The sequence below is a fragment of the Luteolibacter arcticus genome (genome assembly GCF_025950235.1).
Classification (GTDB): Bacteria; Verrucomicrobiota; Verrucomicrobiia; order Verrucomicrobiales; family Akkermansiaceae; genus Haloferula; species Haloferula arctica.
In genome coordinates, this window is sequence record NZ_JAPDDT010000003.1 from 450,182 (window position 1) to 463,669 (window position 13,488).

General features: G+C 63.7%; 7 protein-coding genes. 3 read left to right on the forward strand and 4 right to left on the reverse strand.

Features of this window, described 5'->3' with window-relative positions; genetic code table 11:
* Positions 1–144: 144 nt before the first annotated feature.
* Complete coding sequence (locus tag OKA05_RS10155) at positions 145–1,041, reverse strand: LysR substrate-binding domain-containing protein (protein ID WP_264487021.1); 897 nt, start codon at positions 1,039–1,041, stop codon at positions 145–147.
* Positions 1,042–1,112: 71 nt separating this feature from the next.
* Between OKA05_RS10155 and ilvD the strand changes: the two genes are divergently transcribed.
* Positions 1,113–2,792, forward strand: a complete 1,680-nt coding sequence (ilvD, locus tag OKA05_RS10160) for a dihydroxy-acid dehydratase (RefSeq protein WP_264487022.1) — start codon at positions 1,113–1,115, stop codon at positions 2,790–2,792.
* Positions 2,793–3,192: 400 nt separating this feature from the next.
* On the opposite strand, the gene OKA05_RS10165 is transcribed toward ilvD, so the two are convergent.
* A complete protein-coding gene (locus tag OKA05_RS10165; protein WP_264487023.1) occupies positions 3,193–4,389 on the reverse strand; it encodes a substrate-binding domain-containing protein in 1,197 nt (398 codons plus the stop codon).
* A gap of 183 nt (positions 4,390–4,572) precedes the next feature.
* On the opposite strand from OKA05_RS10165, the gene OKA05_RS10170 reads away from it, so the two are divergent.
* The gene (locus tag OKA05_RS10170; RefSeq protein WP_264487024.1) at positions 4,573–10,728 is read left to right on the forward strand and encodes a beta strand repeat-containing protein; all 6,156 of its coding nucleotides are present in this window, start codon (positions 4,573–4,575) and stop codon (positions 10,726–10,728) included.
* A 78-nt stretch (positions 10,729–10,806) separates the two neighbouring features.
* Here the strand turns inward: OKA05_RS10170 and OKA05_RS10175 are convergent, their stop codons facing one another.
* Entirely contained in the window at positions 10,807–12,147 is a 1,341-nt protein-coding gene (locus tag OKA05_RS10175; RefSeq protein ID WP_264487025.1) for a PhoPQ-activated pathogenicity-related family protein, read from the reverse strand.
* Between the two features lie 57 nt (positions 12,148–12,204).
* Entirely contained in the window at positions 12,205–12,414 is a 210-nt protein-coding gene (locus OKA05_RS10180; protein WP_264487026.1) for a hypothetical protein, read from the reverse strand.
* Between the two features lie 188 nt (positions 12,415–12,602).
* Here OKA05_RS10180 and OKA05_RS10185 point away from each other — a divergent pair, with 188 nt between their 5' ends.
* Entirely contained in the window at positions 12,603–13,463 is an 861-nt protein-coding gene (locus tag OKA05_RS10185) for a sigma-70 family RNA polymerase sigma factor (protein WP_264487027.1), read from the forward strand.
* Positions 13,464–13,488: the final 25 nt, after the last annotated feature.

The window sequence follows — 13,488 nt, forward strand, 5'->3', positions numbered from 1 at the left end:
AAGATCGATCAAGGTGCCCGGTGGCTGCTTGAAGTCACGCGCACCATGCACTTGGGTTTAGCTCTTACCCATGCACCGGCCGGAGAAATCCGCAAGCGACGCAAGGTCGAAAAACCACGGAAGTGTTCCCGGCGGGACCTCCAGCTACCCTCTGCGAATGGACGACTTCAGGACATTCACGAAATCTCGCATCGGGCCTTCCGCTTTGCCCGATCTTCGGGCGAAGTGGTGGGTGATCGTGAGCCGCTCCTTCAACGGGATCGCCTTGACCCCGCTGCCGGCGACCCGTTCCAAGGCGGAGGGCAGGATCGCGATGCCCGATCCGGCCGCGACCATGACCGCGACCGCTTGGGCGCGGGGCGACTCCAGCACCACGCGGGGACGGAAGCCGGCATCACCGCACAGCCGCCGGATCAGATTTGAGAAGGACGGTGCCGCCTCGTGAGCCACGGCGACGAAGGACTCCGCGGAGAGTTCCTTGAGGGCAATCCGGCTTCGCTTCGCCAAAGGATGGTCGGAAGGAACAAAGCACTGGAGGGACTCACGAAGCCACGGCATGATCTCGATGCCTCCGAGCTCGCGTCGCTCCTCGATGCCGACGAATCCCCCGTCGAGCTTTCCTTCCATGATCGCCCGGATCTGGTCATTCGGCGGCACATCCTGCAGAAGGATCTGCACCGCGGGTGCAGACGCCCGGAAGCGACGGAGCACTGACAGCAGCCCATCGCTCATCACGGCACTCACGAAGCCGATGCGCAGCCGCGAGATCTCCCCCGCTGCGGTGCGCTTGGCCGCTTCGCCCGCCCGCGACAACTTGCCGGGAATCGTCCTCGTCTCCTCGTAGAACAGATCGCCCGCAGCGGTGAGCGAAACCCCGCGCGTCCCGCGAATGAACAATTGCGCGCCGATCTTTTCCTCCAGCGTCCGCACATGCCGGGAGAGCGGAGGTTGGGCAAGGTTCAGCCTCCTCGCCGCGCGCGTGAACGACAGCTCCTCGGCAACCGCAAGGAAGCACTCCAGTTCGCGGAATGAGTAGTCCATACCGAAACGGTATCAGATCGCGACGGAACCAGTCATTCCAATATGCAGTCGCCTGCCGCCATCGTTTCCCCATGGCAATCAGCGACACGATCAAGAAGGGAGCGATCCGGGCACCCCACCGCAGCCTGCTGCGCGCGACCGGGGCGATCCGGTCGGAGGAGGATTGGGAGAAGCCATTCATCGCGGTGGCGAATTCCTTCGTCCAGATCATCCCCGGACACGCTCATCTGGACATCGTGGGGCGGAAGGTGCGGAAGGCGATACGCGCGGCGGGCGGCGTGCCCTTCGAGTTCAACTGCATCGGCGTGGACGATGGCATCGCGATGGGTCACGGCGGCATGCGCTACTCGCTGGCATCGCGAGAGATCATCGCCGACAGCATCGAGATCATGCTCCGCGCGCATTGCTTCGATGGCGTCGTCTGTATTCCGAACTGCGACAAGATCGTCCCGGGGATGATGATGGGTGCGGCGCGGGTGAATATCCCGACCGTCTTTGTCTCGGGCGGTCCGATGCAGTCGGGCAGAAACCCAGTGACCGGCGAGTCACTGGACCTCGCCTCGGTATTCGAGGCAGTGGGCCGGCTCTCGACAAACACCATCACCGAAGCACAACTCGACACGATCGAACGGAATGCCTGCCCGACCTGCGGCTCATGTTCAGGAATGTTCACCGCGAATTCGATGAACTGTCTCTGCGAAGCGCTGGGCCTCGCCCTTCCCGGCAATGGCTCCATCCTCGCCACCGATCCCGCTCGCGATGCACTCTTCGAGCGGGCCGGCAGGACCATCATCCGGCTCGTGCGGGATGGTGTGAAGCCCTCCGACCTACTGACTCGCGAGGCCTTCCGGAATGCCATCGCACTGGACATGGCGATGGGCGGGTCCTCGAACACCGTGCTGCACACCATCGCCGTCGCGAAGGAAGCGGGCGTGCCACTGGGCATGCAGGATTTCGACGAGATGGCCGGGCTCGTGCCCCACTTGTGCAAGGTGGCCCCATCCGGGAAGCACTACATGGAAGACATCGACCGTGCGGGCGGCATCTTCGCGATCCTCAAGAAGCTCGCGGAGATGCCAGGCATCCTTCACGCCGATGCGCTGACCGTAAGCGGGCTGACCCTCGGTGAAACGTGCTCCGTGGCAGAGGTCAAGGATCGCGAAGTCATCCGGCCGATCGCGAATGCCTACTCAACACGCGGCGGGCTGTCCGTGCTCTACGGGAATATCGCGCCCGCCGGTTGCGTGGTGAAGTCGGCTGGCGTAAGCCCGGCGATGATGAAGTTCACGGGACCTGCCGTGGTCTTCGAGTCCGGCGAGGACGCGACCACCGGCATCCTCACCGGCAAGGTGAAGGCCGGGGATGTCGTCGTGATCCGCTACGAAGGACCGAAGGGAGGCCCGGGAATGCCGGAGATGCTCGCGCCTACCTCGGCCATCGTGGGGCGAGGACTATCGGAATGCGTGGCCCTCATTACGGACGGTCGTTTCTCGGGAGCGACGCGCGGCGGAGCCATCGGCCACGTTTCACCCGAAGCCGCAGCCGGTGGCCCGATCGCCCTGGTGGAACCAGGTGATCTCATCGAAATCGACATCCCGAACCGAAACATCCGGCTCTTGGTGGAGGAGGACGTGTTAGAGCAACGGCGTCTTGCATGGAAGCGACCCGAACCCAAGGCACGCGGCGGCTACCTCGCCCGCTATGCGGCGCTCGTGGGTGGCGCTGACGAAGGTGCGGTGCTGTCGGTCTGAGACACGGCCGGAAATCTGATGATCGTCCTCCCGACACTTACCGCGGCGTTTCTCAGCACGAGCCGCGTCCCTGCTGAACCGGCGAGGATGCCGACGGCGAGACTCACCTCGCACGCCTCCAGCCCCACCAGCAGTCCTTCGGAATCCATCAGAAGAGAAGTGCGGGCGCGCCGAACGAATCCGACGCGCCCGCTGCGCGTATGGGAAAGCAACCCTCCCGAACCCTCGCACGCCGTTGACCAGCTTGTCTGGCGGACGGTTGCCAAACATTTGCGCTCAGTTGCCTTGCGGGCGGCAGCTTTCGCTAACAGGTGCCGTCACGTATCTGCGAATGGCAGTCCGCACGATGGCTCAGCGTCTCTCCATTGACAGAGACGCGGGGTCTCCCTCAGCGACTTTGTTAGAGAGCCGATTCGCTGACCCCGGCCGCCGCTTGCTGATAGGCACTCGGCGAGCAGCCGGCGTGGCGGCGGAAGTAGTTGTTGAAGGCCGCGGGGGACGAGAAGCCACAGCTTGCGGCGACTTCGGCGACCTTCGACGGGCCAGAGACTAACAGCCGCTTCGCCTCGGCCAGGCGGAGGCGATTCACCTCATCGATCGGATCCACGCCAAAGGCAGCGCGGTAGTGGCGGACCATGGTCTTGGTCGAGAGCCCGGAAGCCGCCACCAACTCGGCGAGTGAAATGCCCCGGACCGCGTCGCGCTCGATCAACCGACGCACCCGTTCGATGGCCACGCTTTCCGAGCGGCCGGTGCTGCTTTCCCTCGCCACCAGACGCGCGCCGGAGATGATCACGGGCTGCGACGGCGGGGCACCACCAGCCAGCCAGTCTATCAGCACCACCGCGGCGGTCTCGCCCAGCGCGACCGCATTGCCGGCGATGCTGGTGAGCGGCGGCCGGGTGGTGGCGGCGAGCGGATTGTCCGACTCCCCGATCACCACCACATCTTCAGGGACCCTCAGGCCCTGGCGAGCGGCGACCTCGCAGACGATGACGGCCATCTGATCGCTGGCACACAGCATGGCGGCCGGGAGCTTGAGCGTGCGTAGGAAGTCCGCGAGCTGGTGTTCGGCATGGGCTTGAAGCAAGCGCCCGGGTGCCATGGCCGGGCTGCCTTCGCCTTCCAGACTCCACACCTGGGCATCGATCCCCTCCCCGCGGGCCATTTCGGCAAAGCCCTCTAACAACCGGCGGGACGCGGGTCGCAAGCCGAGCTTGTGACCCATGCCCACCGCGGTGCGCAGGCCCAGCGATTTCAGGTGGTCGATCACCATGCGATGCATCTCCGGGCGATCGAAATACACGCTGGCCACCCCCGGGGTCCCGTCCCACTCGGCGCCACAACTGAGGATCCGGGTGCCCTGTGCGATCAAATCGTGCACCCAGTGGTCCCGCGGTTCCGCCCAGACGATGGCCGCGTCGAGCGCGGAGGCCCCGGGCAGCAGCGGGCTGCGGCCAGGCTCGAAGTGGGGGCACTCGATCACCATGCACTTCTGGTGAATCTGCGGGTGTCGCATCAAGCCTTCCAGGATGCGTGGGCTATAGGCCACCGCCGGAGGCAACAGAATGCCGACGTTCTTGCGGGGGCCACTCATTCCCCAATCTTCGCCCCGCCGTCACAGGGTCGCCAAGGGGAAACACCCAGGGATTCCCGGAATCGTTTAATGGATTCCCGAAACCATCCAATGACACCCGCATCAGTTTTTGGGGGAGTAATTGCGAATGTCGGCCGATTTCCCGGCCATTCTTCGCACCTCGCCCTCAAAACGACCTCCAGAATGAAACCCAATCCCGTGCTCCGCATCTCCACCGGCCGCCTCATGATCTGCGGCTGCCTATGCACCCCCTTGGCCGCCCGAGCCGACATCTACAAGGCGGACAACAGCGACAATCTCAACCTCCCGGGCAGTTGGGACAACGGCACCCCCCCCACCCCGGCCGACATCGCCCATTGGGATTCCTTCGTGACCGCTGCCAACTCGACCCTGCTCGGTGCGGATCTGTCGTGGGATGGGATTCTGATCTCAAACCCAGCCGGACCGGTGACGATTTCCGGACCGAATACTCTGAGCTTGGGCGCGAGCGGCATCGATCTTTCCACCGCCGACCAGAACCTGACGATCAACAGCGCAGTCGCCCTGACCACTGGCCAGTCGTGGAACAGCAAGTCAGGCCGCAGGATCACGGTATCCGGACCGGTCTCGGGAGCCTTCAACCTGACGAAGGCGGGCATCGGCGAACTGGTGCTGAATGGTTCAACAAGCAATAGCTTCGACGGGCTGGTCATCAATAGCCTTGGCGGCACCTCCGCGGCCACCACTCTTTTCCTCGGCAAGACCGGAGGAGCGGTCGCAGTCGCGGCAGGCAAGACCGTCCAATTCGGCACGGGCACCACCGGAGAATCCAACCTCCGGATGCTCCAGCCGGAGCAATTCGGTGCCGGCGTCGTGATGACCTTCGGCAATGTCTCCGGCCAGTGGGGACGCTTCGACCTCAATGGCACCAACCAGACCTTGGCCGGGCTCAACGCCGGTGCGCTCGCGACCCAAGGCGGTGCGGTCATCCAGAATCGCCGGGTGAGCGACAGCACCTCGCAGCTCGGACCGTCCACGCTGACCCTGAATGGCAGCGGCACCTATCTCTACAATGGCTACCTCCGCGACGTGGACGGCGGCACGGTCGGCAACAACACCTTGGCCCTCGTCAAGAATGGCACCGGCACCCAGACACTGGCCGGTGCCCAGATCCTCCACACCGGCGGCACCACCGTGAACGATGGCAAGCTGATCCTCGGCGCGGGAGGCGGCACCGGCACGCTGCGCGCCGCAGTCACCGTCAATGCCCCCGGCACGATCGACTACGCCGGCGACAATAGCTTCGGCTACTCGGCAGGCGTCAGCGTGAATGCACTCACCATCAATGGCGCGACGGTCGGCGGCGCCAACTTCGGCAACCACTTCTACAATAACTTCGCGCTCAACATGACCGGCGGCAGCTTGCTGCTGGGTGCCACGAACAACGAGTTCCAAAACACCACCGTCACGGTCAACGCCTCGCCGTCCACCGCGACCATCGCACGCACCGCCGGGAACACCACCGCGCTGATTCGCGTCCGCGACACCTCGCCGATGACGTTAGACGTGGCCGATGGAGCCCAGCCGGTGGACCTCCTGATTTCCGCCCCGCTGACAACTGTCAACCTGGGCAGCATTGTCACCAAGAGCGGCGCGGGCACGCTGCTGCTGACGGGCGCGCAGGACAATTCATCGACCATTCTCGCGGCCACCGGCGGCACCACCATCTTGGACAAAAGCGGCGCAAGCGTCCGGTCATTGGCGGGAATCAGCAACATCGGGACCGGTGCCACCGTGCGCATCGCCGGTAGCAACGGAGACCAGATCTACGCCCTCGGCTCGGGCAATCTCGGCCGGGTCAACATGACCGGCGGCACGCTCGATCTGGCCGGCCTCAACGAAGGCTGGGACCGGCTTGATGGGACCGGCATCGTGACCAATTCGGTGGCCGCCACCACCTCGACCGTGACCTTGGGCGAAAACAACGGCTCCAGCGCGTTCGCCGGTTCGATCAACAATGGCGCGGGCATCGTGAAGCTCGTCAAGACCGGCAGCGGCACGCTCGGGCTCGGCGGCAACAACACTCTCAGCGGTACAGTCGAGGTCAACGCCGGCACGCTGGCTCTCACCGGTTCCCTCCCCGCCAGCGCGACCACGGTTGCGGATGGCGCCGGAGTGGCCGGTGAGGGAACTTTCTCCACCCTCACGCTCGGTGCGACCACCGGGACCACGTTGCTCGCCGATCCGGCGACGGCGGGTTCGCTGGGCGTCACCGGGGCGCTTGAGGTGAAAGGCAACACCACGGTGAGCCTCGCCAGCGGCTTGTTCACGCCGGGTGTCCCGTTCAAGGTGATCGGCTTCGGCAGCAAGGCCGGCACCTGGAGCGGCGCGAATTTCACCCTCGCGAACGTCGCCAACTTCCGTGGCACGCCGGTCTTCACCGAGAATGCCAATGACGTCTCGCTCACCCTCAATGGCGCGAACCTGAAGTGGAACAACGCCGGGGGGAATCTCAAGTGGAACACCAACCTCACCGCCAACTTCCACGACGGCGCTGCCAACAGCACCTTCTTCTGGGGCGACAAGGTCACCTTCGACGACACGCCGGGCGCCGCCCAGATCATCGCCATCGACGGTGCCCAACAGCCGGCCTCGATGACGGTGAACTCGCAGTATGACTACACCTTCGACAACGGCACCTCCGGCTCGCTCGCCGGCGGCATGTCGCTGGTGAAAGCTGGCAGCGGCGTCTTGAAGCTGGCCACGACCAATACCTTCCTCGGCTCCACCACCGTCAATGGCGGCACATTGGCGCTCGCCGCTGAGGCCGGACTCGGCGCGACCCCGGCGGTGCCGACTGCCGGTCACCTGGCGATCAACGGCGGCACGCTCCGCTGGGATGCCAATTTCGGCATCAATGGCAACCGCGGCATCGCCATCGGCGCCATCGGCGCAACCTTCAACACCATCGGCGCGGGCAATGCCAATACCGTCAACCTCGCATCCGCCATCACCGGCAATAGCCCGCTGACCCTCCAATCCCATGGCGAAATCCTCGACGCCGGTGGTGCGGTCGGTTCGACCCAGTTGACCAACCCGGCAAACAGCTTCACCGGCAACGTCACCGTCACCTCCGGCCTGGTGACCATCAACTCGAACTTCGGTAACCCGGCAAACACCATCCTCCTCAACGGTGGCGGTCTGGTGGACCAAGCCTCCAACACCAACTTCACGCGCAACATCCAGATCGGAGCTTTGGGCGGCACCTACCGTTCCTACTCTCAAGTCACAACCGGCACCCTCGCCGGCTCGGTTTCCAATGCTCCGGGGGTGGCTTCCGCCATCTTCCGTCGCATCGATGGCGGCACCTCAGTGCTCGCTGGCGATTGGAGCGGCTTTGCCGGCCAGTTCCAGAACAAGCGCGGCAACATCCGCATCTCGGCCCCCAACGCTAACTGGGCCAATACCGACTACATCCAGGATGCCGCCGGCGGCTGGGTGGAATTCCGCGGCGGCGGCAATGCCATCGTGAACTCCCTCAGCAGCACCCGAGACGTGTTCATCAACAACGGCACCACGTTGAACGTGGATTCCGGAGTGATCAGCATGGCGACCAACGGTCACTACTGGCAGACCAATGCCGGCGATCTTGGCAAACTGACGTCGTCGTCGGGCATACTCACGCTAACCAACGGTGCTTCGAGCGGCAGCCTCGCCACTCTCGACCACCAGGTGCGCGTGCGTTTGGTCGACTTCAACGGCTCCACGCCCCTGACCTTCGTAAAGAGCGGAGTGAACCACCTGGGGGTGAACCAAGCGAACACCCACAGCGGTGGGACGGTGGTCAATGCAGGTCGTCTGTGGGTCGAGCATCTCCAGGCACTGGGAACTGGTCCGGTCACGGTGAACAACGGCGGCCAAGCCGGGTTGATCGCTGCGGGCACCTATACGAACAACTTCACGATCCAAGGCCCGGGCCAGGCGGAAGGAGCCGGCACCTTGGGAGCCATCCGCTTCGGCAATAACACGATCTCCGGCAATGTGACCGTGGCAGCCGCAGGTTCCCGCATCACCGCCCATGGCGGCTTCGGCACCCTCACCGGAGCCCTGTCCGGTAGCGGCAACCTCGAGATCAACTCCAGCGCGGCCAACAACAACGGCACCATCAACCTAAACGGTAACAGCCCGGCCTACACCGGCACGCTCACCGTTACCCAGGGCCGTCTCAACGCGAACGGGGCGACCTTCGGCGGCTCGCTGGTTTCCCCGGACAACACCACGCTCGGAGGCGAAGCCACCTTCGGCGGCAATGTGACGCTCGGCTCCTCGGCCGGTTCGGCACTGGTGATCGACGCCAGCACGTCGGCCAAGCTGACGGCCACTGGTGCGACCACCGTCAACGGCACTATCAACGTGACGGTCAATGGATACCCGACGAACAGCTCGCCGATCGAAGTGGTCGGCTTCGGCTCGAAGGGCGGCGCGTGGAGTGCGGCGAATTTCTCTTACACCGCTCCTGCCGGTGCCCGCCCCGGCACCGCCTTCGCCGAAACTGCCAATGCCATCGTGCTGAACCTGCCCACGACCGATCTGGTCTGGAACAACGCGGCAGCCACCGGAGGGTGGAACACTAATGGCGATGCCAACTTCCAAGACAGCGTGCCGACCGACCAGCCGTTCTTCTGGGGCGACCGCGTTACCTTCAATGACCTGCCCGGTGACGATCAGATCATTGCCGTGTCCGGCATCGTGGAACCCGGCTCCATCACTGTGAATTCCCAGCACGACTATACCTTCACCGGCGGCACCATCGGCGGCGGCGCGATCGTGAAGTCCGGCACCGGCAGCCTGTCGTTCGAGCAAGCCAACACCTTCACCGGCAGCATAACCGTCAACGGCGGCAAGCTGATCGGCGCGGGATCCCGCTCCGGCACCAGCACCGCCTTCGGTCTCGCCAACAACACCCGCACGATGACTGTCAATGCGGGCAGCATCGCCGAGTTCCAGGTGTCGAACCTCTTCGGCAACCATAACGCCACCAGCGTCCCCACACTGGTGGTCAACGGCGGCACGGTGACCAACAGCGATGTGCTCGTGGCCAGCCTGAACAACGCGCTAAACCACGTGGTGCTCAACGGCGCAACCCTCACCTCCACCGTCGGCTCCACCTCCACCATCGGTGGCTCGCGGCCGAGCGATACCTACGGTGCTTGGAACATCAACGGCACGGTGACTTCGACCGGCCAGTCCACCATCACCACCGCCGCGCCGATCAACGGCCAGGTGATGCTCAACAGCGCCGGCACCGACGCCACCTTCGCGGTGAACGACGGCACCCTGACGATCGCCACCCCGCTGATGAGCGGCGAACACGGCTACCTGAATGGCATCCTCAAGACCCAGCCGGGCACGATGGTGATGGACGCCGCCAGCGTCTACGCCGGACCGACCACCATTAATGGCGGCCGCTTGCTTGCCAACAACACCATCGGATCCGGCACCGGCAGCGGTGCGGTCACCGTCAATGCCACCGGCACGCTCGGCGGCACCGGCGCAGTCAGCGGCGCGGTCACCGTCAACTCCGGCGGCGTTCTTGCCCCGGGCACCTCGATCGAATCGCTCGCCACCGGCGCGCTGACCTTGGCCGCCGGCTCCTCGTTCGCGGTCGAATACAACTCCTCCGGCGTCCCAGCGGTGGACGTGGCCAATGTCACCGGCAACGTGACGCTGGCCGGCAGCCTGAATCTGACCGACCTCGCCGCCGTCCCGGCTGCGTTGACGCTCGGCACCAAGCTGACCATCCTGACCTACACCGGCACGCTCTCCGGCACCTTCGCCGGCCTGCCGGAAGGCGGGGTCATCGGCTCCGGGCCGACCAACTTCAAGGTCCGCTATGCCGATGGCAATGCGGTCACCCTTGAAGCCACCAACGAGTCCGCCGATCCCTTCGAAGGCTGGGCGAGTTCCAAGGGCCTGGCGGGTGCCGATGCCTTGGGAGATGCCGACCCGGACAAGGATGGCCTCGCCAACCTCATCGAGTTCGTGCTCGGCGGTGAGCCGAACCCTGCCAATCCGGGCTCGAATTCACGCGGCCTGCTGCCGACCATCACCGTGGATACCACCCACCTGATCTTCACGTTCCGCCGCACCGACGCGTCGGCGGTCTTGAATCCATTCGTCGAATACGGCACCGGCCTGTCCGCTTGGATCGCGGCCGAAGCCGGTGAGGATGGCATCACCATCGCTGAGGACAATGGCTTCTACGACAATGGTAGTACTGACCGTGTGATCGTGCGGATTCCACGGTCACTCGACGGGGTCCACAACAAGATGTTCGCGCGTCTGAAAGTCACCGAATGATTTCCTGAGGGGGAAAACCAAGACAACAGAGTGGCCGGCGGAATGGGTTCCCGCCGGCCACTTTTTTATTCCGGTGATTCACTTCGTCTCCGCACCCACGACTCGCAACTGCGTGCACAGCCACTGCGGGAGGTCATCGATCTGGTAACCAAGATCCGCGTAGTAGGCGATGAAGCCCTTGTCCGGCTTCGGGAGACTCGCCGTCACCGGCTCGCCTTCCTTCTGCTCGATCGCCTGCGACTCCCAGCGGGCCTTGCGGAAATCCTTGGTGGTCGAGCGGGCGACCCATAGCCGTGCCCGCTGCGGCGCGGGATCGGCCGTCACCGTGAGGCCCAGGCTACCATCGGCCTGCGTCGTGTGTTTCCAGCCGACCTTCGGCAGCGGCTTCCCACTGAGCTGATAGCGAACGAAGGCGGACACATTGTTGATCGCACGCTCCGCACTTAGCTTCTTGCCCGCGGCATCCCGCTCCGTCAGATCGTGTCCGGCGTTCGGGCTATAGGAGATGTATTTCTCTCCGGGCAGAGCGTCCCAATAGAGGTTCAGGGCATCGGTGCTCCAGTAGGGATCGTTGTTCCCCAGCACTATCAGCTTCGGCATGGTGAAACGATCCCGGTAGGTCCACGGGTCGATCATCGTCCACAGGCTTTGGGCTCGCGGCGTATCGGGAACGGGCACCAGCCCACGATCGGTGTAGGGCGAGATCTCCTGGCTCGTTCCACCAAGCGAACTCTGCTGGTGAGTGATCTGCTCGCGCATGTTCAGCACGTCGATCACCATCGGTGTGATCGCCATCACCCGGGGATCGTTCGCAGCGGTCAGCCAGGTGGTCCAGCCGCGCTTCGAGCCACCACCGACGATGAACTTCGTCACCGGCTCGTCCCATTCCTTCTTGCTGAATTCCTGGAGCGTATCCATCGCCTTCACCACGCTCTTCACCATCGGAAAAAGCAACGGCCACGAGGCATCGCCGGAGTCGAGATAGCGGACAAAGGTCTCCGCAATGAGGTGGTCTTCCCTTTTCCCGTCGAACAACGGCTGATTCGGCACGCCGAGCAACAGCGCGACCGGTGCCTGGATTTTCCCTGCCAACAGGGCCGCATACAGGGCCTTCTCATTGGAAGCGCTGCCACCCTCATTCAGCAGCAGCATCTTCCCGGTGGGCACTCCCGTAGGCTTCACCACCAGCAGATCGTGGGTCCACGTGATCCCCTGCCAGACCTGCGAGGTCAGCTTGAGCCGCCAGGCCTTCACACCGCCAAACTCCTTCGTGTCCTCGACCGTCCACTTGAATCCCGGCTCCGCTCGGGCCACGTAGTTGGCCAGATCCGCCGGCACCACGGGTGCTTCCTTTGCCGACAAAAAAGCCGCTGAGCCCAGCAGCACCAGCGGCAACACCACTTTTCCAATCGAAAGCATCCGCGATCCTAGCCGACAACCGCTGTGGCACAAGGAGACGATCCTTTTCGGCAGATTTCAGGATGAAAGAATCAACTTCTTCCTCCGTGGGGGTTGCTTGCTGAAAAAGTTCGGCGATGGTGCAAAAACGGAAGCGGCAATCACGCCGCCGGAGTTTTTGGCATGCGACATTCGGGCGTTGCAAATGTCCTTATTTGGCGCACCCGACGTGGCAATTTGACGCCCTGAAACGGTAAGAAACGGGCGCGCCGCGATCGGCAATTTCATGCAATCGTTTGATCGTCAAGGATTGCGGGCTGTGCTCATTTTTGAGGCACGGCGGATGCTCGGAATACCATTGAATCGACCCGCCCTCTGTCGTGACCATGTAGTTACAAAAAGACGGACGATTTCAGGAATAAATCCGCACGCCACGGCGTTAAATCAATAGAACCCGGGAGCACCGGGACCTAGCCATGTCATACGATTCCGACTCCAGTTTGAAGGTCTACCTGCGGGAGATCTCCAAGACCCCGTTGCTCACCCCGGAGGAAGAGGTGAAACTCGCCAAGCGCATTGCGAAGGGCGATAAGGAAGCTCGCGCTCACATGATCAAGGCGAACCTGCGCCTCGTCGTTAAGATCGCCCAGGACTACTCCGGCTATGGACTTCCGATTTCCGACCTGATTTCCGAAGGCAACATCGGCCTGATGAAGGCCGTGGAACGCTTCGACCCCGCAAAGGGCGGCAAGCTTTCGACCTACGCGGCCTGGTGGATCAAGCAGTCGATCAAGCGCTCGCTCGCCAACCAGAGCAAGACGATCCGCCTGCCCGTCCACATGGTGGACAAGATCGCCAAGATGCGCCGCATCTCGACCATGCTGGCCGAGGCCCTCGGCCGCGAGCCTACCGACGAGGAACTGGCCGACGAAATCGGCCTGCCACGCCGCAAGCTCGCCATGCTCAAGCAGGCCTCGCAACGCCCGACCTCGCTCGATGCGCCCATCAATGAAGGCGAAGCGACCGAATACGGCGAGATCATCGGCGACGATCGCGCGGAGGACCCGCTCGAAAGCCTGTCCGAGAAGAATCTTCACGGGGAGCTGAGCGGCCTGCTCGGAGTCCTCGACAAGCGCGAACGCCGGATCATCGACGAACGCTTCGGCCTTACCGGCAAAACGCCGATGACCCTCGAAGAAGTCGGCCGTGAATTCGGAGTGACTCGCGAACGCATCCGCCAGCTCCAGAACGTGGCGCTGACCAAGATGCGCAAGGCGCTTCGCCGGAAGGACAAGCCCTTGCCAAAGCCAGTGGGCGAAGGCCTGCAGGCGACCTGAATTACCTTTAGGTGTGGACAGTTTG